The sequence below is a fragment of the Clavibacter rahimiani genome (assembly GCF_052654495.1).
Genome location: NZ_CP199790.1, coordinates 965,024 through 987,615 on the forward strand (window position 1 = coordinate 965,024; position 22,592 = coordinate 987,615).

Annotated in this window: 21 protein-coding genes; 14 read left to right on the plus strand and 7 right to left on the minus strand. The window is 74.0% G+C overall.

Features of this window, described 5'->3' with window-relative positions; all coding sequences use genetic code 11:
- The first annotated feature begins 78 nt into the window (after positions 1 to 78).
- The 5 genes from ACT7CP_RS04680 to ACT7CP_RS04700 are packed head-to-tail and all read left to right on the plus strand — an operon-like array spanning position 79 to position 6,032.
- A complete protein-coding gene (locus ACT7CP_RS04680) occupies positions 79 to 1,620 on the plus strand; it encodes an ABC transporter ATP-binding protein (protein ID WP_445443556.1) in 1,542 nt (513 codons plus the stop codon).
- Positions 1,617 to 3,008 (plus strand): ABC transporter permease, encoded by a 1,392-nt coding sequence (locus ACT7CP_RS04685; protein ID WP_445443557.1) that lies wholly within the window; start codon positions 1,617 to 1,619, stop codon positions 3,006 to 3,008. Before ACT7CP_RS04680 ends, ACT7CP_RS04685 begins: the two co-directional genes overlap by 4 nt.
- A complete protein-coding gene (locus tag ACT7CP_RS04690) occupies positions 3,005 to 4,309 on the plus strand; it encodes an ABC transporter permease (RefSeq protein WP_413963842.1) in 1,305 nt (434 codons plus the stop codon). The genes ACT7CP_RS04685 and ACT7CP_RS04690 overlap by 4 nt, the downstream gene beginning before the upstream one ends.
- Positions 4,306 to 4,737: a cytidine deaminase gene (locus ACT7CP_RS04695; RefSeq protein WP_307502876.1), complete on the plus strand. Its 432-nt coding sequence runs from the start codon at positions 4,306 to 4,308 to the stop codon at positions 4,735 to 4,737. The genes ACT7CP_RS04690 and ACT7CP_RS04695 overlap by 4 nt, the downstream gene beginning before the upstream one ends.
- On the plus strand, positions 4,734 to 6,032 hold the full coding sequence (locus ACT7CP_RS04700) for a thymidine phosphorylase (RefSeq protein WP_445443558.1): 1,299 nt from the start codon (positions 4,734 to 4,736) through the stop codon (positions 6,030 to 6,032). The genes ACT7CP_RS04695 and ACT7CP_RS04700 overlap by 4 nt, the downstream gene beginning before the upstream one ends.
- Before the next feature lie 72 nt (positions 6,033 to 6,104).
- Here ACT7CP_RS04700 and uriH read toward each other — a convergent pair whose 3' ends face one another.
- Positions 6,105 to 7,040, minus strand: coding sequence for a uridine-preferring nucleoside hydrolase UriH (uriH, locus tag ACT7CP_RS04705; RefSeq protein ID WP_445443559.1), 936 nt, complete (start codon positions 7,038 to 7,040; stop codon positions 6,105 to 6,107).
- A gap of 103 nt (positions 7,041 to 7,143) precedes the next feature.
- On the opposite strand from uriH, the gene ACT7CP_RS04710 reads away from it, so the two are divergent.
- The 3 genes from ACT7CP_RS04710 to ACT7CP_RS04720 all read left to right on the plus strand — a co-directional run bounded on the left by ACT7CP_RS04710 (position 7,144) and on the right by ACT7CP_RS04720 (position 9,066).
- Complete coding sequence (locus ACT7CP_RS04710) at positions 7,144 to 8,262, plus strand: adenosine deaminase (RefSeq protein ID WP_445443560.1); 1,119 nt, start codon at positions 7,144 to 7,146, stop codon at positions 8,260 to 8,262.
- 85 nt (positions 8,263 to 8,347) lie between these two features.
- Complete coding sequence (locus ACT7CP_RS04715; RefSeq protein WP_307502865.1) at positions 8,348 to 8,797, plus strand: PTS sugar transporter subunit IIA; 450 nt, start codon at positions 8,348 to 8,350, stop codon at positions 8,795 to 8,797.
- Positions 8,794 to 9,066, plus strand: coding sequence for a PTS sugar transporter subunit IIB (locus ACT7CP_RS04720; RefSeq protein ID WP_191148525.1), 273 nt, complete (start codon positions 8,794 to 8,796; stop codon positions 9,064 to 9,066). Before ACT7CP_RS04715 ends, ACT7CP_RS04720 begins: the two co-directional genes overlap by 4 nt.
- Here ACT7CP_RS04720 and ACT7CP_RS04725 read toward each other — a convergent pair.
- The 4 genes from ACT7CP_RS04725 to ACT7CP_RS04740 all read right to left on the minus strand — a co-directional run bounded on the left by ACT7CP_RS04725 (position 9,015) and on the right by ACT7CP_RS04740 (position 13,303).
- Positions 9,015 to 10,064, minus strand: coding sequence for a hypothetical protein (locus tag ACT7CP_RS04725; protein ID WP_445443561.1), 1,050 nt, complete (start codon positions 10,062 to 10,064; stop codon positions 9,015 to 9,017). The two genes, ACT7CP_RS04720 and ACT7CP_RS04725, sit on opposite strands and share 52 nt — an antisense overlap.
- The gene (locus tag ACT7CP_RS04730; RefSeq protein ID WP_445443562.1) at positions 10,061 to 10,699 is read right to left on the minus strand and encodes a MerR family transcriptional regulator; all 639 of its coding nucleotides are present in this window, start codon (positions 10,697 to 10,699) and stop codon (positions 10,061 to 10,063) included. The genes ACT7CP_RS04725 and ACT7CP_RS04730 overlap by 4 nt, the downstream gene beginning before the upstream one ends.
- 85 nt (positions 10,700 to 10,784) lie before the next feature.
- On the minus strand, positions 10,785 to 12,479 hold the full coding sequence (locus ACT7CP_RS04735; RefSeq protein WP_445443563.1) for a phospho-sugar mutase: 1,695 nt from the start codon (positions 12,477 to 12,479) through the stop codon (positions 10,785 to 10,787).
- On the minus strand, positions 12,476 to 13,303 hold the full coding sequence (locus ACT7CP_RS04740; protein WP_413963849.1) for a purine-nucleoside phosphorylase: 828 nt from the start codon (positions 13,301 to 13,303) through the stop codon (positions 12,476 to 12,478). The genes ACT7CP_RS04735 and ACT7CP_RS04740 overlap by 4 nt, the downstream gene beginning before the upstream one ends.
- Before the next feature lie 96 nt (positions 13,304 to 13,399).
- On the opposite strand from ACT7CP_RS04740, the gene ACT7CP_RS04745 reads away from it, so the two are divergent.
- Positions 13,400 to 14,839: an NAD(P)H-quinone dehydrogenase gene (locus ACT7CP_RS04745; protein WP_307502849.1), complete on the plus strand. Its 1,440-nt coding sequence runs from the start codon at positions 13,400 to 13,402 to the stop codon at positions 14,837 to 14,839.
- A gap of 80 nt (positions 14,840 to 14,919) precedes the next feature.
- On the opposite strand, the gene ACT7CP_RS04750 is transcribed toward ACT7CP_RS04745, so the two are convergent.
- Positions 14,920 to 16,689 (minus strand): acetyl/propionyl/methylcrotonyl-CoA carboxylase subunit alpha, encoded by a 1,770-nt coding sequence (locus tag ACT7CP_RS04750; protein ID WP_445443564.1) that lies wholly within the window; start codon positions 16,687 to 16,689, stop codon positions 14,920 to 14,922.
- Between the two features lie 122 nt (positions 16,690 to 16,811).
- Between ACT7CP_RS04750 and ACT7CP_RS04755 the strand changes: the two genes are divergently transcribed.
- Positions 16,812 to 17,342: a hypothetical protein gene (locus ACT7CP_RS04755; protein ID WP_445443565.1), complete on the plus strand. Its 531-nt coding sequence runs from the start codon at positions 16,812 to 16,814 to the stop codon at positions 17,340 to 17,342.
- A 22-nt stretch (positions 17,343 to 17,364) separates the two neighbouring features.
- On the opposite strand, the gene ACT7CP_RS04760 is transcribed toward ACT7CP_RS04755, so the two are convergent.
- Positions 17,365 to 18,036 (minus strand): Maf family protein, encoded by a 672-nt coding sequence (locus ACT7CP_RS04760; RefSeq protein WP_445443566.1) that lies wholly within the window; start codon positions 18,034 to 18,036, stop codon positions 17,365 to 17,367.
- 73 nt (positions 18,037 to 18,109) lie between these two features.
- On the opposite strand from ACT7CP_RS04760, the gene ACT7CP_RS04765 reads away from it, so the two are divergent.
- The 4 genes from ACT7CP_RS04765 to ACT7CP_RS04780 all read left to right on the plus strand — a co-directional run bounded on the left by ACT7CP_RS04765 (position 18,110) and on the right by ACT7CP_RS04780 (position 22,543).
- Positions 18,110 to 19,357 carry a class I SAM-dependent RNA methyltransferase gene (locus ACT7CP_RS04765; protein WP_445443567.1) on the plus strand — a complete coding sequence of 416 codons (1,248 nt, stop codon included), beginning with the start codon at positions 18,110 to 18,112 and terminating at the stop codon, positions 19,355 to 19,357.
- 123 nt (positions 19,358 to 19,480) lie between these two features.
- A complete protein-coding gene (locus ACT7CP_RS04770; protein ID WP_413963855.1) occupies positions 19,481 to 20,185 on the plus strand; it encodes a response regulator transcription factor in 705 nt (234 codons plus the stop codon).
- A 34-nt stretch (positions 20,186 to 20,219) separates the two neighbouring features.
- A complete protein-coding gene (locus ACT7CP_RS04775; protein ID WP_445443568.1) occupies positions 20,220 to 21,524 on the plus strand; it encodes a sensor histidine kinase in 1,305 nt (434 codons plus the stop codon).
- The gene (locus ACT7CP_RS04780; protein ID WP_413963857.1) at positions 21,521 to 22,543 is read left to right on the plus strand and encodes a hypothetical protein; all 1,023 of its coding nucleotides are present in this window, start codon (positions 21,521 to 21,523) and stop codon (positions 22,541 to 22,543) included. The genes ACT7CP_RS04775 and ACT7CP_RS04780 overlap by 4 nt, the downstream gene beginning before the upstream one ends.
- Positions 22,544 to 22,592: the final 49 nt, after the last annotated feature.

Genomic DNA, 22,592 nt, shown 5'->3' on the forward strand with positions numbered 1-22,592 from the left:
CGAACGCACCGCGGGGGGATCGGCAGGCGCCGGTCCCCCCGCCGCGTGCTCACCCCACCCACCGAACAGATTGATCCGATGAAGCTCGAACTGCGGGGAATCACCAAGCGCTTCGGCGCGCTGGTGGCCAACGACCACATCGACCTCGTCGTCCACCCGGGCGAGATCCACTGCCTGCTGGGTGAGAACGGCGCCGGCAAGTCCACGCTGATGAACGTGCTCTACGGCCTGTACCAGGCGGAGGAGGGTGAGATCCTCCTCGACGACCGGGTGGCGCGCTTCGCCGGGCCCGGCGACGCCATGGCGGCCGGCATCGGCATGGTCCACCAGCACTTCATGCTCATCCCCGTCTTCACGGTCGCGGAGAACGTCATGCTCGGCCACGAGGAGACGAAGGCCGGCGGCCGGCTCGACCTGGCCAGCGCCCGCGCGAAGGTGCGCCAGATCTCGGCCCGGTTCGGCTTCGACGTGGACCCCGACGCGCTCGTCGCGGACCTCCCCGTCGGCGTGCAGCAGCGCGTCGAGATCATCAAGGCCCTGTCGCGCGACGCCGAGGTGCTCGTGTTCGACGAGCCGACGGCGGTGCTGACGCCGCAGGAGACCGACGAGCTCATGGTCATCATGAAGCAGCTGCGGGACTCCGGCACGGGCATCGTCTTCATCACCCACAAGCTGCGGGAGGTCCGCGAGGTCGCGGACCGCATCACCGTCATCCGGCTCGGCAAGGTGGTCGGCGAGGCCGAGCCCACCGCCAGCAACGCCGAGCTCGCCTCGCTCATGGTCGGCCGGAGCGTCTCGCTCACCGTCCAGAAGGCGCCGGCCTCGCCCGGCGACGCGGCCCTCGTGGTGCGCGACCTCACGGTCGTCGACGCATCCGGCCAGGTCGTCGTCGACGGCGTGAGCTTCGAGGTGCACGCGGGGGAGATCCTCGCCATCGCGGGCGTGCAGGGCAACGGCCAGACCGAGTTGACCGAGGCGATCCTCGGGCTGCAGCCGCGCGTCTCCGGCACCATCGACCTCGACGGCACCCGCCTCACGGGCCGGTCCGTCCGACGCGTGCTCGACGCGGGCGTGGGTTTCGTCCCCGAGGACCGCAACGAGGACGGGCTCGTCGCCGAGTTCACCATCGCCGAGAACCTCATGCTCGACCGGTCCGACAGCCCGCCCTTCGTGGTGGCCGGATCCCTGAAGCTCGGCTACCTCGACGAGTTCGCGCGCGACCGCGTGCGCGAGTTCGACATCCGCACGCAGGGCATCGACACGCACGTCGGCCGGCTCTCCGGCGGCAACGCGCAGAAGGTCGTGCTCGCGCGCGAGCTCAGCCGCGACCTCCGCCTGTTCGTCGCCGCGCAGCCCACGCGCGGCCTCGACGTCGGGTCCATCGAGTTCGTGCACACCCGCGTCGTCGAGACGCGCGACCGCGGCCTCCCCGTCATCGTCGTCTCCACGGAGCTCGACGAGGTCGCGGCGCTGGCCGACCGCATCGCCGTCATGTACCGCGGCGGCATCGTCGGCATCGTCCCGGGCGACACCCCGCGCGACGTGCTCGGCCTGATGATGGCCGGCGAGGTCCCGGCATCCGTCACCACCACCACGACCGCCGGAGGGCGCACCGCATGACCGACGACACCCGACGTCCCGAGGGCCACGGCCCCCAGGACCCGTCCGCGGGGCAGCTGCCCGCCTCCGGTCGCGAGGCCGGATCCGTGGGCGACCCGACGCGCTCCGAGGCGCCCGCGGGCGTCCCCGCCGTCGCGACCGCGGCGCCGGCCGACGGCTCCCGTCCCGGCGACGACGACGCCGAGGGCTCGCGGGCCGGCGTGATCCTCCGCGAGATCGCGAGCGGCAGCGCGCTGCTGTCCGTGCTCGCAGTCGTGCTCTCGCTCGTCGTCGGCGCGCTGCTCATCGCGGTCACCGACGAGGAGACCCAGAAGGCGGCCGGCTACTTCTTCAGCCGCCCGCTCGACACCCTCCGCGCCGGGTGGGACGCCGCCGCCGGCGCCTACTCCGCCCTCTTCCAGGGCTCGGTCTACAACTTCCGCCGCCCGGGCTTCGAGAACGGCATCAAGCCGCTCACCGAGACGCTGACCTTCGCCACCCCGCTCATCGCGGCCGGCCTCGGCGTCGCGCTCGCGTTCCGCGTGGGCCTGTTCAACATCGGCGCCCGGGGCCAGATGCTCATCGCCGCGGCGTGCGCCGGCTGGGTCGGCTTCAGCTTCGCGATGCCGCCCGTGCTGCACCTGGTGCTCGCGGTCGGCGCGGGCATCCTCGGCGGCGCGCTGTGGGGTGGGATCGTCGGCCTCCTCAAGGCGCGCACCGGCGCGCACGAGGTGATCGTCACGATCATGCTCAACTACGTCGCCTTCTACCTCCTCTCCTACCTGCTGCGGACCCCGGGCCTGCTGCAGGCGCCCGGATCCAACAACCCGAAGACCCCGGCGATGCTCGACTCCGCCGTGTTCCCGGCGCTCCTCGGCGAGCGGTACTCGCTGCACGCGGGCTTCCTCGTGGTCGTCGTCGCGACGGTCCTCGTCTGGTACCTGCTCAACCGCTCCGGCCTCGGCTTCCGCTTCCGCGCGGTCGGCGAGAACCCGAGCGCGGCGCGGGTCGCGGGCATCGATGTCAAGAGCTCCTACCTCTACGCCATGCTCATCTCCGGCGGGCTCGCGGGCCTCGCCGGGGCGAGCCAGGTGCTCGGCACGGTCACCACGGGCTTCAGCTCGGGGATCGACGCGGGCATCGGCTTCGACGCCATCACGGTGGCGCTGCTCGGCCGCAGCCGGCCGTGGGGCGTCTTCGTCGCGGGGATCCTGTTCGGCGCGTTCAAGGCCGGCGGATTCTCGATGCAGGCGGCCGAGGGCGTGCCCATCGACATCGTCGTGGTCGTCCAATCGCTCATCGTCCTGTTCATCGCGGCGCCCCCGCTCGTGCGGGCGGTCTTCCGCCTCCCCGCGCCGGGCCAGGCGCGTCGCACCACCCGGACCCGGAAGGCGGCGCTCAGCTCGTGACCGCGACCACCCCCACCCCCGCGCCCGCCGCGGCGCCCCACGGCCCCGCGGCCGTCGCCCTCGAGCGCGCCGCCGCGACGAGCTGGAAGGCGCCCGTCGCCTTCGGCGTCTTCACGGCGATCTCGCTCGTCCTGTTCGTGCTCCTCGGCCGCGAGGGGTCGAGCACGTTCGGCCTCTCGACCGGGTCGGACCTCATCCAGCTCGCGCCGCTCGTGCTGCCGACCGCGGCCACCGGGATCGTCGTCACGGTGGTCCTCGCCGCGATGACCGTCCTGTCGGCGGTGCTGGTGCGCCGATCCGCGAAGGTGCCGCTGTGGTTCACGGCCGTCTTCGCGGTCCTCTTCCTCGTCGCGTTCCTCACCTGGGCGTCCGCGGGGCAGACGATCCCGGTGCCGGGCCTGCTCGTCGGCACCGTGAGCCTGTCCGTGCCGCTCATCTTCGGCGCGCTCGGCGGCGTGCTCTCGGAGCGCGTCGGCGTCGTCAACGTCGCCATCGAGGGCCAGCTGCTCGCGGGCGCGTTCGTGTCCGCGGTCGTCGCGTCCCTCACCGGGCAGCCGCTCATCGGCCTCGCCGCCGCGATGGTCGCCGGCATGCTCGTGTCGTTCGTCCTCGCGGCGTTCGCCATCAAGTACCTGGTCGACCAGGTCATCGTCGGCGTCGTGCTCAACGTGCTCGTCACGGGCCTCACGAGCTTCCTGTTCTCGCAGGTGCTCTCGGCCGACCCGGAGCGCCTCAACTCCCCGCCGCGCTTCGACCGCATCGACATCCCGGTGCTCGGCCAGATCCCCATCATCGGACCCGTGCTCTTCCGGCAGACGATCATCGTCTACCTCATGTACGTGGCCGTGTTCCTCGTCTGGTACTGCCTCTTCCACACGCGCTGGGGCCTCCGCCTCCGCGCGGTCGGCGAGCACCCGCAGGCCGCCGACACGGTGGGGATCAAGGTCGCCTCCACGAGGTTCTGGAACGTGTCCCTCGCGGGCGCCATCGCGGGCCTCGGCGGCGCGTTCTTCACGCTCGGCTCCGTCGGCGCGTTCAACAAGGAGATGACGGCGGGCGCGGGGTTCATCGCGCTGGCCGCGGTCATCTTCGGTCGGTGGGATCCGCTGCGCGCGACGCTCGCGGCCCTCCTGTTCGGCTTCGCGAGCAACCTGCAGAACGTCCTCGGCGTCATCGGGTCGCCCGTGCCGAGCGAGTTCATGCTGATGCTGCCGTACGTCGTGACCATCGCCGCGGTCGCCGGACTGGTGGGGCAGGTGCGCGGACCTGCCGCCGCCGGCAAGCCCTACGTGAAGTCGTGAGCGCCGTGGAGCCCGTGCAGTCGGGCGGCATCGACTGGGGATCCCTCCGCGAGGCGGCCCACGAGGCCATGCAGCGCGCGTACGTCCCGTACTCCCGCTTCCCGGTGGGCGTCGCGGCCATCGCGACCGACGGGCGGGTGATCACCGGCTGCAACGTCGAGAACGCCAGCTACGGCCTCACCCTCTGCGCCGAGTGCGCGCTCGTCTCCGTCCTGCACCTCACGGGCGGCGGCCAGCTCGTCGCCTTCACCTGCGTGGACGGCGACGGCAACATCCTCATGCCGTGCGGGCGCTGCCGGCAGCTGCTGTTCGAGCACGCGGTCCCGGGCATGCTGCTGGAGACCGTGTCGGGCATCCGCACGATCGACGAGGTCCTGCCCGACGCCTTCGGGCCGAGCACGCTGAACGCGTACGGGGACCGCGCATGAGCGCCGCGTTCGACGTCGTCGACCTGATCCGCACCAAGCGCGACGGCGGCCGGCTCTCCACGGCGGAGATCGGCTGGCTCGTGGCGGCGTACACCGACCGCTACGTGGCCGACGAGCAGATGGCGGCGCTCGCGATGGCGATCCTCCTCCGCGGCATGGACCGCACCGAGATCCGCGACCTCACCCTCGCCATGATCGCGAGCGGCGAGACCCTCGACTTCTCCGGGTTGGGCAAGCCCACGGTCGACAAGCACTCCACGGGCGGCGTGGGCGACAAGATCACGCTCCCGCTGATGCCGCTCGTCGCCTCCTACGGCGTCGCGGTGCCGCAGCTCTCGGGCCGCGGCCTCGGCCACACGGGCGGCACGCTCGACAAGCTCGAGTCGATCCCCGGCTGGCGCGCCGACCTCTCCACGGAGGAGATGGTGCAGCAGATGAAGGACCACGGCGGCGTGATCTGCGCGGCGGGCAGCGGCCTCGCGCCCGCCGACAAGCGGCTCTACGCGCTCCGCGACACCACGGGCACGGTCGAGGCGATCCCGCTCATCGCGTCGAGCATCATGAGCAAGAAGATCGCCGAGGGCACGGGCGCGCTCGTCCTCGACGTCAAGTTCGGGTCCGGCGCGTTCATGACCGACATCGACCGGTCGCGCGAGCTCGCGCGCACCATGGTCGAGCTCGGCACGGACGCGGGCGTGCGCACGACGGCGCTCCTCACCGACATGGACGTGCCGCTCGGCCTCGCCATCGGCAACGCCAACGAGGTGCGCGAGTCGGTCGAGGTGCTCGCCGGCGGCGGGCCCGCGGACGTCGTGGAGCTCACGCTCGCGCTCGCGCGGGAGATGCTCGCCGCGGTCGGGATCCCGGACGCCGACGTCGAGGATGCGCTCCGCGACGGCCGCGCCATGGACTCGTGGCGGGCCACCGTGCGCGCGCAGGGCGGGGATCCGGACGCCGCGATGCCGGTGGCGCGCGAGACCCACGTCGTCACCGCCGAGCGCGACGGCGTGCTCGTGCAGCAGGACGCCCTCCCGTTCGGCATCGCCGCCTGGCGCCTCGGCGCCGGCCGCGCGCGCCAGGGCGACGCGGTGCAGCACGCCGCGGGCGTCGACCTGCACGCCAAGCCGGGGGACCGCGTCCGCCGGGGCGACCCGCTCTTCACCCTCTCGACCGACGAGCCGGAGCGGTTCGCCCGGGCGCTGGAGTCGCTCGAGGGCGCCTACCGCGTCGGCGACGCGGAGGAGCACGTCGCGCGCGGGCCGCTCGTGCGGGAGCGCATCACCGCCGAGGGCTGAGCCGCCGAGCCGCCGTCCGGCCGCCGTCCCCGGGACGACGGCCGGGCACGGCACGCGGGAGCCGCCCGCGCGTCAGCCGATGCGCTCGAGCGCGTCGACCACGACGTCCCAGAACGCGGCGTGGTCGAGGTCGACCGCGACCTGCGTCGTGCAGTCCGCGGGCGCCGGGCGCCGGAGGTCCGCCACCGTCATGCCGAGCGTGTGCGTCCCCGTCAGCTCGACGGAGACGGGCGCCCGGCGCACCGAGACGATCCGCGGGTCGATCACCCGCGCGACCGCGCACGGGTCGTGCGCGGGCGGGCTCGGGAAGTCCTGCCGGTCGAGGTACGCCCGGCCGTACGACTCCATCGAGTCGACGACGAAGCGCGCGGCCGGCGTGCCGAGGGCGGCGATCCGCGCCAGGACCTCGGGCGTCGCGGTGGCCTGGTAGGTGAGGTCGAGGCCCACCATCGTCACGGGCCACGCCTCGCCGAACACGATGTGCGCGGCCTCGGGGTCGACCGCGATGTTGAACTCCGCGACGGGCGTGCTGTTGCCGACGTGGTACCCGCCGCCCATGAGGACGACCTCCTTCACGCGCGCGACGATCCGCGGCTCGCGGCGCACGGCGAGGGCGATGTTGGTGAGCGCGCCGATGGGCACCAGCGTGATCTCGCCGGGGGCGTGGGACATGACCGTCTCGATGATGAGGTCCACCGCGTGCCTCGGGTCGAGCGCCACCGTCGGCTCCGGCAGCTCGGGCCCGTCGAGGCCGGACTCGCCGTGCACCTCGGGCGCCGTCATGCCGGGCCGCACGAGCGGACGCGCGCAGCCGGCGGCGATGGGCACGCCGTGGATCCCCGCGACGGTCGCGACCGCGAGCGCGTTCCGCGTCACCTTCTCGAGCGTCTGGTTGCCGGCGACCGTCGTGATGCCGACGAGCTCGATCTCGGGGCTGCCGTGCGCCAGCATCAGGGCGAGGGCGTCGTCGTGCCCCGGGTCGCAGTCGATCAGGATCTTGGTGGGCACGTGTCCTCCGGCTCGGGTCGCGACCCGCGGACGCCTCGCGCACCGATCGTCAGTGCGCATACGACCACGGCGCGGGCCTCGTCGAGGCTAGTAGATTCGTCCCATGACACGCGCTCCCGAGGACTCCACGCTGCCCGGCGGAGGGTCGTACCGCGACCTCCCCAAGGTCTCCCTCCACGACCACCTCGACGGCGGCCTGCGCCCCGGCACCATCGTCGAGATCGCGGACGGGATCGGCCTCGAGCTCCCCGCCGCGGGCGCGGACGCGCTCGGCGAGTGGTTCCGCACCAGCGCCGACTCGGGTTCGCTCGTCGACTACCTGAAGACCTTCGACGTCACCATCGCCGTCATGCAGACCGAGGAGCACCTGGCGCGCGTGGCCCGGGAGTTCGTCGAGGACCTCGCGGACGACGGCGTCGTCTACGGCGAGATCCGCTGGGCCCCCGAGCAGCACCTCACGACGGGCCTCTCGCTCGACGCGGTCGTCGAGGCCGTGCAGGCCGGGATCGAGGAGGGCGTGCGCGGTGTCGAGGAGGCGGGCGGATCCATCCGCGTCGGCCAGCTCGTCAGCGCCATGCGCCACCTCGACCGCGGCACCGAGATCGCCGAGCTCGCCGTCCGCCACCGCGACCGCGGCGTCGTCGGCTTCGACATCGCGGGCCCCGAGGCCGGCTTCCCGCCCTCCCGCATGCAGGGCGCGTTCGACCTCCTGGCGCGCGAGTGGATGCCCCGCACGATCCACGCGGGCGAGGCCGACGGCCTGGAGTCCATCCGAGGCGCTCTCCTCGACGGCCGGGCGCTCCGCCTCGGCCACGGCGTGCGCATCGCCGAGGACATCGAGATCGACAGCGAGGAGGGCGAGGACGTCTTCGTCACGCTCGGCACGCTCGCCCAGTGGGTGAAGGACCGCGGCGTGCCGCTCGAGCTCAGCCCGTCGTCGAACCTGCAGACCGGCGCCATCGCGGCGTGGGGCGACGAGATGCGCGACCACCCCTTCGACCTGCTCTACCAGCTCGGCTTCGCCGTCACGGTAAACCCCGACAACCGCCTCATGAGCGGCACCACCATCAGCCGGGAGCTGTCGCTGCTCACGGACGCGTTCGCCTACGACCTCGACGACCACGAGGCCTTCCAGCTGAACGCGGCCGCCGCGGCCTTCCTGCCGCTGGAGGAGCGCGAGGCGCTCGCCGACATCATCTCCGACGGGTTCGCCCGCCTGTAGCCGGCGCGGGGCCGTCGTCGGCGTCCCGTCCGTCTCGTCCGTCCGTCCCGTCCGTCCCCGCCCTACCGCCAGAGAGGCCGCACCCGTGCTCCCACCGCTCCCGGACGACGCCGTCACGCTCGGCGCCGAGGCCGCCGACTGGCGCGCGGCGGTGCGCCTCGCCGGCGACGCGCTCGTCCGGTCGGGTGCGGCGACGGCCGACTACGCGGAGGCCATGATCCGGGTCGTCGAGGAGTTCGGCGCCTACGTGGTCATCGCCCCGGGGCTCGCGCTCGCGCACGCCCGTCCGGGGCCGGAGACGCTCGCGGACGGCCTCGCGGTCGTCACGCTGCGGGAGCCCGTCGCGTTCGGGCACGCGCACAACGACCCGGTCGACGTCATCGTCGGCCTCGCGGTCACCACCGTCGACCGGCACGTCTCGTCGGTCGCCGACATGGCCAACATCTTCAACGACGCCACCGCGATCCCGCGGCTGCGCGCCGCCACCACCGTCGACGAGGTCCGGCGCATCATGGCCGGCGAGGAGAGCGCATGAAGGTCGTCGCCATCTGCGGCGTGGGGATCGGCACGTCCGGGATCCTCAAGGTCAACGCGGAGCGGGCGCTCGCGCGCCTCGGGATCGACGCGGACGTCACGGCGGCCGACCTGGCCAGCGTCGCGTCGCTCGGCGAGGACGCGCAGGTCATCCTCACGTCGCCCGAGCTCGTCGACCGCATCGGCGCCACGTACGCCGACGTCGTCGTGATCGAGAACTACTTCGACCTCGAGGAGATCTCGGCCAAGCTCGACGCCGCGCTCGGCTGAGTCGGCTCCCGCCCGTCCGCGGCGCCGTCGTCCGGCGCGTCCGCGGGCACGGGCGCGGGCACGGCGGAGGCTCCCGGATCCGATCGCCGGTCGCCGCGCCGGACGACCGCGACCCCCGCGAGGAGGGCGGCCGCCGCGATCACCGCGCCGGCCGTCATCACCCCCGCCGAGGGAGAGGTCACGGGCTCGCCCCCGAGCGCCTGGACCGTCACGAGCGCGACGACGGCGAGGTACGCGGCCGCAGCGATCGCCGTGAGCCGCACGCGCACCCGGTCGGGCGCCAGCGCGGGGATCCGCCGCCCGGCCACGGCGAGGAGCAGGGCCGCGAGGGGCAGCAGCTGCAGCGCGTGCATGCCGACGAAGTGGGGGATCCGCAGGTCGCCCGCGTTCCTGCTCCAGCCGAGCACGGGCAGGCCGGGCCCGCCGTCCGCGGCACCCACAGCGTGCGCGCCCGAGACGCCGTGGAAGTCCGCGAGCTGCGCCGCGGTCGGGGAGGTCATGAGGTAGGCGAGGCCCATGCCGAGGAGCGCGAGGAGCGCGCCCGCGCGGATCCCGAGCGTGAGCGCCGGGTCGGGGAGCCGCAGGCGCAGCACGGCGAGGCTCGTGACGAACGTGCAGAGGTACAGGACGGTGATCGACACGGCCATCACGCCCCAGAGGGCCGCGGCCAGCGGGGTCGCCACCTGGAAGTGGCTCGCGGTCCCGGCAGCCGCGGCGCCGACGATCACGGCCTGCTCGACCACGAGCGCGACGGCGACGACGGTGCCGAGCCGGTGCGCGGTGCGCCGGAAGCGGGGGAGGTGCGCGATGAGCCAGGCCCAGGACACGGCGTAGACGAGGATCGACAGCGAGAACTTCGCGGGCTTGTCCCACACGGGCGCGCCCGTCACCATCCGGTCGTCGACCAGGCGGCCGACGACGCACACGAGGGCGAGCACGGCCATGAGCGCGGCCACGGACATGAGCGGCCGGTGCCAGGCGAAGGCGCGGCGGATCACCGGGCACCGCCCGTCGCGGGACCGGCGGGCATCGAGACGGTGGCCTGCGCGATCCGTCGCAGCCCGGCGGCCAGCTGGTCGCCGAGGACCGTGCCCACCACCATCAGCTCCGCCATCGCGGTGCGGTCGGGCCGGCCGCGCACCGCGGCGAGGTCGGCGTCCGCCTGGATCCCCGCGGCCTCGGCGTACCGGTCGAGGTAGCCGTCGTCCATCCGGTGCCCCGAGCGCTCGAAGCCGTCCACGGCGCGCGCCGCCTGGGCACGGCCCGCGTGCTCCTCGAGCACGCACCACCCGGCGCGGCGCGTGATCGCGTCCACGCGGGCGAGCGCGTCCGCGGCCGGTGCATCCGTCGGCGGGGGCCCGGGCGTCAGCGCGTCCTGCGCCACGGCGAACACGTCCTGCACCTGCCGCGCGTCGTCGTCGAGCACCGCGAGCACCTCGCGGGCCTGGGCGACGGGCAGCCGGCCGACGTCGATGAGCGCCCGGATCAGCCGGACCCGTCGGACGTGCTCGTCGTCGTACTCGGTGCGGTTGTCGCTGACGCGGACGCCCGCGGGCAGGAGGCCCTCGCGGACGTAGTACTTGACGGTGGCGGGCGGGACGCCGGTGGCGTCCGCGAGGTCGGTGATGCGCATGCCGCGAGGCTAGCGCACTGATAGCGCCACTACCAGTGCAAGTGGCGACGGATCCGCGGGCCGTCGGGCGACCCGCGGAGTCCCGCTAGACCTCGAGCAGCGCGGGGACGGCCTGCGCCATGTCGGCGACGATGGCGCGCGCCGCGTCCCGCCGCTCGGCGACGGTGCCCGCGGTGCTCTGCGCGTCGAGGTAGACCTTGACCTTCGGCTCCGTGCCGCTCGGCCGCACGATGACGCGCGCGCCGTCGCCCAGGTGGAACCGCAGCACGTCGCTCGGCGGCAGGTCGCCGAAGCCCTCGGCCAGGTCGTCCATGCGCTCCACGCGGCGCGACCCGATGGAGGAGGGCGGCGACTGGCGGAGCTTCGCCATGATGCGCGGGATGACGGCGAGGTCGGTCACCCGCACCGAGATCTGGTCGCTCGCGAACGAGCCGAACCGCTCGGCGAACGCGCGGTCGTAGTCGTCGATGGTCTGGCCGCGCGACTTCAGCAGCATCACGCCGTGCAGCACCGCGACGGCGGCGGAGATGCCGTCCTTGTCGCTCGTGATCCACGGCGCCACGAGGTAGCCGAGGGCCTCCTCGTAGCCGTAGATGAGGTCGGGTGCGCGGGAGATCCACTTGAAGCCCGTGAGCGTCTCGCGGTAGCCGAACCCGAGCTCGCGGGCCACGACCGCGAGCGCCGGGGAGGAGACGAGGCTCGAGGCGAACGTGCCCGTCTTGCCCTCGGCGGCGTACCGCTCGGCGATGCCGAGGCCGAGGAGGACGCCGACCTCGTTGCCCGACAGGCGGCGCCAGGCGCCGTGCTCGTCCGCGAGGGCGACCGCGAGGCGGTCGGCGTCGGGGTCGTTGGCGATGATCAGCTCGGCGTCGGAGGCGACGGCGGCCTGGAACGCGAGGTCCAGGGCGCCGGGCTCCTCCGGGTTCGGGAAGGCGACGGTGGGGAAGTCGGGGTCGGGATCCACCTGCTCGGTGACGAGCACCGGCCGGTCGACGCCGACCGCGTCGAACACGCGGGCCGCCGTCTCCCACCCCACGCCGTGCAGGGGCGTGTAGACCCAGGTGAGCGGGGAGAGCGGGGCCGCGAAGAGGCCCGCCGTCTGCTCCACGTAGGAGTCGATCACCGACTCGGCCGCCGTCTCGTAGTCGTCCGCCACGGGCAGCTGCTGCACGGTGCGCTCGCCGGCGGCCTTGTGGATGAAGGCGGCGATGTCGCGGTCGGCGGGGCTGACGATCTGCGACCCGTGGTCCTCGTCGCCGAGGTAGACCTTGTAGCCGTTGTCGCGCGCGGGGTTGTGCGAGGCCGTGACCATGACGCCGGCGCTCACCGCGAGGTGCTTCACCGCGAAGGCGAGCACGGGGGTGGGCAGGGCGCGGGGGAGCAGCACGGTGCGGACGCCGGCGCCCGCCATGATGCGCGCGGTGTCCACCGCGAAGACGCGCGAGTTGTGCCGTCCGTCGTACCCGATGACGATGCTCGGCCGGGGGCTGCGGCTGCGGAGGTAGTCGGCGAACCCGGCCGCCGCCTGCGACACGAGCACCCGGTTCATGCGGTTGGAGCCCGCGCCGAGCTCGCCGCGGAGGCCCGCGGTGCCGAACTGCAGGCGGGTCTGGAAGCGGTCGCGGAGGTCGTCCGCGGCGGCCTCGCGGTCCGCGGCGGGGCCGGTGCCCTCGACGCGCGCGAGCAGGGCGTCGACCTCGGCGCGCGTGACGGGATCCGGGTCCTGCGCCTGCCAGGCGCGTGCGGCGGCCGCGAGCGCCGCGGTCTCCTCGCGGCTCACAGGGCGCCCACGATGCGGGCGAGCATCCCGCCGATGCGGCCCTCGGCGGCGCGGCCGGCCTCGATGACCTCCTCGTGGCTGAGGGGCGTCTGCTGGATCCCGGCGGCCAGGTTGGTGATGAGCGACATGCCGAGCACCTCCATGCCGGCCTCGCGCGCGGCGATGGCCTCGAGCGCGGTGGACATTCCGACGATGTCGCCGCCGATGGCCCTCGCCATCCGCACCTCCGCCGGGGTCTCGTAGTGCGGCCCGCGGAACTGGCAGTAGACGCCCTCGTCGAGGTCGGGCTCGACCTCGTGGGCGATGGCGCGGAGGCGCGCGGAGTAGAGGTCGGTGAGGTCGACGAACGTCGCGCCCTCGAGCGGCGAGTCCGCGGTGAGGTTGATGTGGTCGCTGATGAGGACGGGCGTCCCCGGGGTCCAGTGCTCCTTGATCCCGCCCGCGCCGTTGGTGAGGATCATCGTGGTCGCCCCGGTCGCGGCCGCGGTGCGCACGCTGTGCACGACCCGGCGGACGCCGTGGCCCTCGTAGTAGTGGGTGCGCGCGCCGATGACGAGGGCGCGGCGGCCGGAGGGCAGGAGCACGCTCCGCAGGGATCCGACGTGGCCCTCGAGCGCGGGCTTCGAGAAGCCGACGACCTCGGTGGCCGGGATGGTCGCGGTGGTCTCGCCGATGAGGTCCGCCGCGCGGCCCCATCCGCTGCCGAGCGTGAGGGCGATGTCGTGGCGCTCGACGCCCGTGAGCTCGGCGATCTGCCGGGCCGCCTGCCGTGCGATCTCCCGGGGATCGGCGTCGGGCGACTCGAGGGGGTTGCTGTAGGTCATGCCCCGATCCTAAATGCGCGCGCCCGGGCGGCCCGGGCCACCACGGCGACCGCCCGCGGGTTCGCGCGGGGCCCGGGCCTGCGCGATGATGTGCGCATGGGATACGAGTTCGAGGCCAACCAGAGGATCGCCGTTCTCGGAGGGGGCCCGGGCGGATACGAGGCGGCCATCGCCGGAGCCCAGCTCGGCGCCGAGGTGACGCTCGTGGAGCGCATCGGCATCGGCGGCTCCGCGGTGATGACCGACGTCGTCCCGTCGAAGACCCTCATCGCCACGGCCGAGGCCACCAACGCCCTCGGCGAGGCCGCGGACCTGGGCGTGCAGTTCTACTCGCGCGGCGAGGGATCCCGTCGTCCCGTCCGCCCCGAGGTGGTCGTGAACCTGCAGGCCGTCAACGACCGGCTGATGCGGCTCGCGCGCCAGCAGTCGGAGGACATGAAGTCGAGCCTCATCCGCGCGGGCGTCCGCATCGTGCAGGGCGAGGGCCGGCTCGACGGGCCGAACCGCATCGTCGTCTCCACCGGCCGCGGCCGCCGCGGCACCGACTTCGACGAGATCGACTGCGACACCACGGTCATCTCCACGGGCTCGAGCCCCCGGATCCTGGAGACGGCGAAGCCCGACGGCGAGCGGATCCTCACCTGGACCCAGCTCTACACGATGGACACCGTCCCCGAGCACCTCATCGTCGTCGGATCCGGCGTCACGGGCGCCGAGTTCGCCTCGGCCTACACGGCGCTCGGCGCGAAGGTCACGCTCATCTCCTCCCGCGACCAGGTGCTGCCCGGCGAGGACGCCGACGCCGCCCGCGTCATCGAGGACGTCTTCACGCGCAACGGCATGACCGTGCTCTCGAAGTCCCGCGCCGAGTCGGTCGTCCGCCAGGGCGACGGCGTGGTCGCGACCCTCAGCGACGGCCGCGTCGTGGAGGGCAGCCACTGCCTCATGGCGGTCGGCTCCGTGCCGAACACCGCGGGGATCGGCCTGGAGGAGGCCGGCGTGCAGCTCAGCGACTCCGGCCACATCCGCGTCAACCGCGTCGCCCGCACCTCCGTGCCGAGCGTCTACGCGGCGGGCGACTGCACGACGTTCCTCCCGCTCGCGTCGGTCGCGTCGATGCAGGGGCGCACGGCGGTCTACCACGCGATGGGCGACGCGGTGAACCCCACCGAGCTGCGCAACGTGACGTCGAACATTTTCACGCAGCCCGAGATCGCGACCGTCGGCTGGTCGCAGAAGCAGATCGAGGAGGGGCTCGCGCAGGGCGACATCTACAAGCTGCCGCTCGCGCAGAACCCCCGCGCCAAGATGCAGAACGTCAAGGACGGCTTCGTGAAGCTGTTCGCGCGCACCGGCTCGGGCACGGTCATCGGCGGCGTCATCGTCGCGCCGAAGGCCAGCGAGCTGATCTTCCCGCTCGCCCTCGCGGTCGAGCACCGGCTCACGGTCGACGACGTGGCGCGCGCCTTCACGGTCTACCCGTCGCTGTCGGGGAGCATCTCCGACGCGGCGCGCGCCATGCACATCGTGCTCTGAACCTCCCGGCGCCCGGCGCCCCATACGCGACGACGGCCGGCCCCCGCGGGGACCGGCCGTCGTCGTGCGGCGAGGAGGCGTCAGACGATGTCGAGCAGGCGGTGGCCCGACGGGACGGTCTGGCCGACCTCGGCCGCGAGCCCGGTGACGGCGCCGTCGCGGTGCGCCGTGAGCGGCTGCTCCATCTTCATCGCCTCGAGGACCACGAGGAGGTCGCCCTTGACGACCTGCTGTCCCTCCTCGACGGCGAGCTTGACGACGGTGGCCTGCATGGGCGACGTGACGGATCCGCCGCCCGACGTGTCGACGGGGCCGCCCTGCGTGCGGCGCGCGGGAGCCGCGGCCCCGCGACGCGACGAGGATCCGCCGGCCGCGGGGGCGAGGTCCTCGGGGAGGCTCACCTCGATGCGCTTGCCGCCGACCTCGACCACGACCGTGTGCCGCGCGGGCGCCTCGGCGGCGTCGTCGAGCACGCCGGACCACGGCTCGATGGTGTTGTCGAACTCGGTCTCGATCCAGCGCGTGTAGACGGAGAAGGGCGCGCCCGCGGCGGGCGCGAAGGCGGGATCGCGCACGATGGCGCGGTGGAAGGGCAGCACGGTGGGCAGGCCCTGCACCTCGAACTCGTCGAGGGCCCGGCGCGAGCGCTCGAGCGCGTCCTCGCGGCTGGATCCGGTGACGATGAGCTTCGCGAGCAGGGAGTCGAACGCGCCCGAGACCTCGTCGCCCGCCCGCACGCCGGAGTCGACGCGCACGCCGGGGCCGCCGGGGGCCTGGAACACGTGCACGGGGCCGGGGGCGGGGAAGAAGCCGCGGCCCGGGTCCTCGCCGTTGATGCGGAACTCGAACGAGTGGCCGCGCGGCGCCGGGTCGTCGTAGTCGATGAGGCCGCCCGCGGCGATGCGGAACTGCTCACGGACGAGGTCGATGCCCGTGACCTCCTCGGAGACCGGGTGCTCGACCTGGAGGCGCGTGTTCACCTCGAGGAAGGAGATGGTGCCGTCCTGCGCGACGAGGAACTCGCACGTGCCGGCGCCGACGTAGCCGACCTCGCGGAGGATCGCCTTGGACGCGGCGTAGAGCTGTGCGTTCTGCTCCTCGGTGAGGAAGGGCGCGGGCGCCTCCTCGACGAGCTTCTGGTGGCGGCGCTGGAGGGAGCAGTCGCGCGTGGAGATCACGACGACGTTGCCGGCCGCGTCGGCGAGGCACTGGGTCTCGACGTGGCGCGGGCGGTCGAGGTACTTCTCGACGAAGCACTCGCCGCGGCCGAACGCCGCGACGGCCTCGCGGGTGGCGGACTCGAAGAGCTCCGGGACCTCCTCGCGGGTGCGGGCGACCTTGAGGCCGCGGCCGCCGCCGCCGAAGGCCGCCTTGATGGCGACGGGGAGCCCGTGCACGTCGACGAAGTCGAGGACCTCGTCCGCGCCGGAGACGGGGTTCAGCGTGCCGGGCGCGAGCGGCGCGCCCACGCGCTCGGCCACGTGGCGGGCGGTGACCTTGTCGCCGAGCTGCTCGATGGCGCTCGGCGAGGGGCCGATCCAGACGAGCCCGGCGTCGATGACCTGCTGGGCGAAGTCCGCGTTCTCGGCGAGGAAGCCGTATCCCGGGTGCACCGCGTCCGCGCCGGAGCGGCGCGCGATCGAGAGGAGCTTCGCGATGACGAGGTAGGTGTCGGCGCTCGTCCGCCCGTCGAGCGCGTACGCCTCGTCGGCGAGCGTCACGTGCAGCGCGTCGCGGTCCTGGTCGGCGTAGACGGCGACCGAGCCGATCCCCGCATCCCTCGCCGCCCGGATGATGCGGACGGCGATCTCGCCCCGGTTGGCGATGAGGACCTTGTTCACACGCGTCATGGGACCCCAGCCTAGGGTCTGGATCGCACCCGGCTTCGGAGGGTCGGCACAGACATGCGGGCCCGACGGGTACGCGCGTCCACAAAGGACCGAGCGCGGCGCGGCCCTGGCATGATCGGGGGATGACGGCATCCGGCTCCGGCGGCGACGACGACGCGCGGGCCGCGGCGGCCGAGCTCGCCGCCCTCCTGGCCCGCACGGTGACCGAGCTGCAGGCGCGTCGCGCGCCCGACGAGGCGCTCGCCGAGATCCGCGCCAAGCGGTCGTTCGGTCCCCTCAAGCGGCAGCCCGCGATGGTGCCGGTGGGACGCGCGTGGCGGCTCGGCGTGCTGCTGCTGTCGGCCGACGGATCCCTGCGCCGGACGGGGCGCATCACGCGCGCCGTCGAGCCCACGCGGTCGCAGGGCCTCGACTCCGGCGTGGAGGCGCGCAAGGAGGCCAGGCGCCAGGCGGTGCGGGCCTTCGCGGAGGGCGACGCCGTCGACTACGACTGGGAGCCCATCGCGCTCGACGCGGAGTCGCTCGCCCGCGGATCCGGTCCGCTGTCCCTGCGCGGGCGCGAGCTGCGCGTGCAGTGGGGGCCGGCCGCGCACGAGACGCGGGGGCTCGCCGCCTACCTCGCCGACCGCATCGACGTCCTCGGGATGGGCTGAGGCCCGCCCGCGCGGACGCCGCTCAGAGCAGGCGCGCCTCGACCGCGCCCTGCCGGTTCCACAGGGCGGTCCACTGCGTGCCCAGCTCGCGGACGAGCCCGCGGAGGGTGGGGAGCGACAGGCCGACGACCGTGCTCGGGTCGCCCTGGATCCGCTCGATGAAGGCCGCGCCGAGGCTGTCGATGGTGAAGGACCCGGCGACCAGGAGCGGCTCGCCCGTGGCGACGTAGGCGTCGATCTCGGCGTCCGTGATGTCGGCGCGGAAGCGCACGTCGGCGACCGCGGCGCGTCCGATGCCGCGCACGATGCGGCCGTCGGCGACCTCGATCAGCCAGTGCCCCGAGTGCAGCCGGCCCTCCCGGCCCCGCTGCGCCCGCCAGCGCTCCGTGGCGCGCTCCGGGGTGTGCGGCTTGCCGTGCACGACGCCGTCGATCTCGAAGGCCGAGTCGCCGCCGAGCACGAGGCCGGTGATCGGCGCGCCCGCGACGAGCTGCCCCACGACCGCCTCGGCCTTGGCGCGCGCGAGCAGCTGCACCATGTCCTCGGGTCCGAGCGGCCCCTGGCGCGCCTCGGCGGCGGCGACCGCGGCGGGTTCGTCGACGTCGGAGGGGAGCACGACGGGCTCGATGCCCGCGGATCGCAGGAGGGCCAGGCGGGCGGGGGACGTGGAGGCGAGGTGCAGGCGCGTGGTCACGCGGCCATGGTGGCACGCGCGTCCGCGGATCCCCGCGTCCCCCGGCCGCCCCGGCGTGTGTCAGGGTTGCGGGATGGGTGAGCAGGTGGGCCGCGAGGTCGAGGTGGACGTGACCAACATCGCGCACGGGGGAGTCTCCGTGGCGCGGCACGACGGCCGGGTGATCTTCGTCTCGGACGCGATCCCCGGCGAGAGGGTGCGCGCGCGCATCACGGACGACCAGAAGAAGTCGTTCTGGCGCGCCGACACGGTCGAGGTCCTCGACGCGTCGCCGCACCGCCGGCCGCACGTGTGGGCCGAGGCCTCCGTCGACCGCGCCCCCGAGGACCGCGTCGGCGGCGCCGAGCTCGGCCACATCGACCTGGCGCACCAGCGCGAGCTGAAGCGGCAGGTCGTCGTCGACTCGCTCTCCCGCATGGCGCGCGTCGACCGCGAGGTCGAGGTCCAGGCGCTCCCCGGCGACGACGAGGCGGACGGCCTCGGCTGGCGCACGCGCGTCAGCCTCCACGTCGGCGACGACGGGCTGGTCGGCCCGTACGCCTCCCGCTCGCACCGCGTGATCCCCGTCGAGTCGCTGCCCCTCGCCACCGCCGGCGTCAACGGCGCCGCGCCCTTCGGCCAGCGCTTCCCGGGCGTCGAGGGCATCGACCTCGTCGCGCCCGCCGACGGCCACGTGCGCATGCTCCTCATCGACGGCAAGCCGCAGCGTCGCGACACGATCACCGAGCGCGTCCGCGACCGCGAGTTCCGGCTCGAGGCGGGCGGCTTCTGGCAGGTGCACCGCCGTGCGGCGGAGACGCTCTACGACGCCGTGCAGTCCTCCATCGACGAGGCCCTCTTCGACCCGCGCGCCGCGAACCTCGACCTCTACGGCGGCGTCGGGCTGCTCGCCGCCGCGGTGGGCGACCGCTTCGGCGACACCGTCCGCATCACGAGCGTCGAGAGCGACGAGGTCGCCACCGAGTTCGCGGGCGACAACCTCGCCGAGTGGGTGGGCGCCGCGTCGCTCACCGCGCGCGTCGACCGCTACCTCCAGCAGCTGGTCCGCGATGCGAGCCCCGCCGAGCGCCGACGCCTCCAGGGCGCCACCGTCGTGCTCGACCCGCCGCGCGCGGGCGCCAAGAAGCCCGTCGTGGACGCGCTCGCCGAGCTGCACCCCGCGCAGGTCGTCTACGTGGCCTGCGACCCGGTGGCGCTCGCCCGCGACGTCGCGCTCTTCGCCGAGCGGGGCTACGAGCTGCGGTCCGTCCGCTCGTTCGACCTGTTCCCGCACACCCACCACGTCGAGAGCGTCGCCGTGCTGGTGCCCGCCGCCTCCTGACCCGGGATCCGGTCGGGCGCGCCCGGGGAGGGGCGCCGCCGCCCGGGGCCGGGTCCGCCGGGAGATACAGTGGGCGAGGGGACCGTCGGCGATCGACGGCAGCACGAAACGAGGGGGATCCGGATGACCGAGACCACGCAGGGATCCGATCCGGCGGCCGAGACCCGACCGCCCGTCCGCGTCGCCGTGGTCGACGACCACGAGTCGGTGCGCCTCGGCCTCAAGGCCGCGTGCCTCGACGCCGGGTACGAGTTCATCCTCGCCGCCGCGAACGCCCGCGAGCTCGTCGAGGGCCTGGTCGGACGCGAGTGCGACGTCGTCGTCCTCGACCTCTCGCTCGGCGACGGCTCGTCCGTCACCGACAACGTCAAGGCCGCGCAGGGCACGGGCGCCGCGGTGCTCGTCCACAGCATCGCCGACCGCGTCGCCAGCGTCCGCGAGGCGCTCGCCGCCGGCGCCGCGGGCGTCATCCCGAAGTCGTCCGCCACGCAGACCGTCATGGCGGCCGTGGCCACCGTCGCCCGCGGCGACGTCCTCAACAACCTCGAGTGGGCCACCGCCATCGACGCGGACCGCGACTTCGCCAAGGCCCAGCTCGGCCGTCGGGAGCGCGACGTGCTCCACCTGTACGCATCCGGCCTGCCGCTCAAGCTCGTCGCCCAGCAGCTCGGCATCGCGAACAGCACGGCCCGCGAGTACCTCGACCGGATCCGCGTGAAGTACGTCGAGGTCGGCCGCCCGGCGCCCACCAAGGTCGACCTGCTCCGCCGCGCGGTGGAGGACGGCATCCTCCCGGGGCTGGACCAGGACGGCGGCGATGCCCGCTAGGCCACCGGCCAGCCCGCCGCCGACGGCGGCACCCGTGACGCGCGCCCTCGCCGGGGCCCCGCCGCGCACCCCCGACAACCCCATCAGCCTCGCCCGCATCGAGACGATCCTCGGCCGCGGCGCCGGCGCGTTCGGCCTGCTCTTCGCGCTGCAGTCGGTGCAGGTCATCAGCGAGCAGCTGAGCGGCATGCGCCCCGCCTGGAACCTGGCGTTCCTCGTGCTCTTCTTCGGCGGCCTGGTGTGGACGTGCATCGCGGGCGTCCTCCGCCGCGGCGTGGTGCCCGCGCACGCGACCGTCGCGGTGCTCTTCGTCCTCGCCCTCGCGACGTGGCCGTTCGCCATCGAGCCCGCGGCCCGCGCGACCACGCCGCAGCCGTTCCTCTACCAGGAGCTGACGGTCGCGACGACGTGCGCGGCCATGGCCTTCCGGCTCTGGATCGCCGTGATCTACACGGTCGCCGTGCCGCTCCTCCTCGGGGCCCTCGAGGTCCTGGTCCGCCAGGGCGTCATCACGCCGCTGGACTCGTTCCTCCAGGTGCTCTACTCGATCATCCTCGGCGGATCCGTCCTCATGATCGTCACGGTGCTCCGCCAGGCCGCCCTCGGCGTCGACTGGGCGCAGGGCACGGCGCTCACGCGCTACTCGCACGCGGTGCGCCAGCACGCCACCGAGGTGGAGCGCGTGCAGGTGGACGCGATCGTGCACGACAGCGTGCTCACGACGCTGCTCTCGGCGGCGCGCACCGCGGATCCGCCCGGCCGCGCCCTCGCGGCCACGATGGCCGCCAACGCCATGGGCCACCTCGCCACGGCCGAGCAGGGCACGGACGACGACGCGTCCGTGCCGCTCCGCGCCGTCGCGAAGCGCATCGTGGACGCCGCGTCGGCCCTGTCCGCCCCGTTCGTGCTCGAGACCCGCGACCTCGGGACGCGCACCGTGCCCGTCGCCACGGCCGAGGCGGTCTACTCCGCCGCCGTGCAGGCGATGATGAACAGCCTCCAGCACGCGGGCACCTCGGCCGAGACCATCACCCGCCAGCTCGTGATCGCGGGCCACGGCGACGAGGGCGTGGCCATCGACGTCGTGGACGACGGCGCGGGCTTCGACCAGCGCCGCATCCCCACGGAGCGCCTGGGCCTCCGGGTGTCCATCAAGGAGCGGGTGGCGCAGGCCGGCGGCCTCGTGACGATCGACTCGGCGCCGGGGGAGGGGACGGCCGTGCGGATCCGCTGGCCGGCGCCCGCCGACGGCGGCGGCGCCGCGGGAGCCCGGCCCATCGACGCGGACGCGCACGTCGCGGGCACGACCCCCGACGACCGCGACGGGGGCGACCGGTGATCGTCGTCCCGCGCTCCATCATCCTCGGCCTCGCGGCCCTGTTCTCGGCGTACCACGTGGTGCTCGCCCTCGTCGCGATCGCGGCGCCCGCGGACCCGGCCGTCACGCTCGTCGCGGTGGTCCTCTACCTCGTCGCCACCGTCATGAGCCTCTGGCCGACGAGCCCGACGGTCATGCCCGTGTGGCTCGCGTCCTTCAACCTGGCCGTGGCGATCGTCGTGCCCGTCCTGGTCACGAGCCAGCTCACCGCGGGGGACACCCGGCCCTTCTCCACCTGGCACATCGCGGCCGTCGGGACGCTGATGACCATCACGTCGGCCCGTCGGCGGCAGGGCTTCGCCTGGTCGGGCATCGTGATCCTCGCCGTGCAGACCGTGCTGTGGGCGGGCCCGGCCGGTCTCGTCGCCTACGGCGTGACGGGCAGTGCGCTCTGGGTCGCCGTCTCGCACGTGCTCGCGCACGCCCTCGCGAAGGCCGCGCGCGACGCCCGGCAGTTCCACCGCGCCGAGCGCGAGGCGGCCGACTGGCAGGCCGCGCAGGAGGCGCACCTCTACGAGCGCCAGTTCCGGCTCCGCCAGACGAGCCGCATGGCCGTCCCCATGCTCCGCCGCATCGTGGAGACGGGCGGCGACCTGTCGCCGGAGGAGCGGCAGGAGTGCCTCTACCTCGAGGGCGCGATCCGCGACGAGATCCGCGGCCGGACGCTCCTCAACGACGCCGTGCGGGAGCAGGTGATGCTCGCCCGCCGGCGCGGGACGGTCGTGACGCTCCTCGACGAGGGCGGCATCGACGACCTCGACGACGCCACGCGCGACGTGGTCCTCGACCGCCTGGCCGCGGCCCTGCGCGACACGCACGCCGACAAGATCATCGCCCGCACGGTGCCGGAGGGGTCCGACACGGCGATCACGGTCGTGGGCCTCAGCGTCGCGGGCGACGGCAGCGCGAGCCTCCTCGGCAGCGACGACCTGGACGACGAGGTCGACCTGTGGCTGGAGATCCCGCGGCCGCGCACCTGATCGGCGAGCGACGGCGAGCGGCGGGACGAGGGCCGCTGTGCTGAGAGGC

What these genes read in the sequence shown, in the direction of transcription:
- ACT7CP_RS04770 (WP_413963855.1), top strand. Translation starts at nt 19,481, where the DNA reads ATGACCGAGACCACGCAGGGATCCGATCCGGCGGCCGAGACCCGACCG.
- ACT7CP_RS04730 (WP_445443562.1), bottom strand. Translation starts at nt 10,699, where the DNA reads ATGCGCATCACCGACCTCGCGGACGCCACCGGCGTCCCGCCCGCCACC.
- ACT7CP_RS04755 (WP_445443565.1), top strand. Translation starts at nt 16,812, where the DNA reads ATGACGGCATCCGGCTCCGGCGGCGACGACGACGCGCGGGCCGCGGCG.
- ACT7CP_RS04720 (WP_191148525.1), top strand. Translation starts at nt 8,794, where the DNA reads ATGAAGGTCGTCGCCATCTGCGGCGTGGGGATCGGCACGTCCGGGATC.
- ACT7CP_RS04685 (WP_445443557.1), top strand. Translation starts at nt 1,617, where the DNA reads ATGACCGACGACACCCGACGTCCCGAGGGCCACGGCCCCCAGGACCCG.
- ACT7CP_RS04765 (WP_445443567.1), top strand. Translation starts at nt 18,110, where the DNA reads ATGGGTGAGCAGGTGGGCCGCGAGGTCGAGGTGGACGTGACCAACATC.
- ACT7CP_RS04740 (WP_413963849.1), bottom strand. Translation starts at nt 13,303, where the DNA reads ATGACCTACAGCAACCCCCTCGAGTCGCCCGACGCCGATCCCCGGGAG.
- ACT7CP_RS04750 (WP_445443564.1), bottom strand. Translation starts at nt 16,689, where the DNA reads ATGACGCGTGTGAACAAGGTCCTCATCGCCAACCGGGGCGAGATCGCC.
- ACT7CP_RS04680 (WP_445443556.1), top strand. Translation starts at nt 79, where the DNA reads ATGAAGCTCGAACTGCGGGGAATCACCAAGCGCTTCGGCGCGCTGGTG.
- ACT7CP_RS04710 (WP_445443560.1), top strand. Translation starts at nt 7,144, where the DNA reads ATGACACGCGCTCCCGAGGACTCCACGCTGCCCGGCGGAGGGTCGTAC.
- ACT7CP_RS04745 (WP_307502849.1), top strand. Translation starts at nt 13,400, where the DNA reads ATGGGATACGAGTTCGAGGCCAACCAGAGGATCGCCGTTCTCGGAGGG.
- ACT7CP_RS04700 (WP_445443558.1), top strand. Translation starts at nt 4,734, where the DNA reads ATGAGCGCCGCGTTCGACGTCGTCGACCTGATCCGCACCAAGCGCGAC.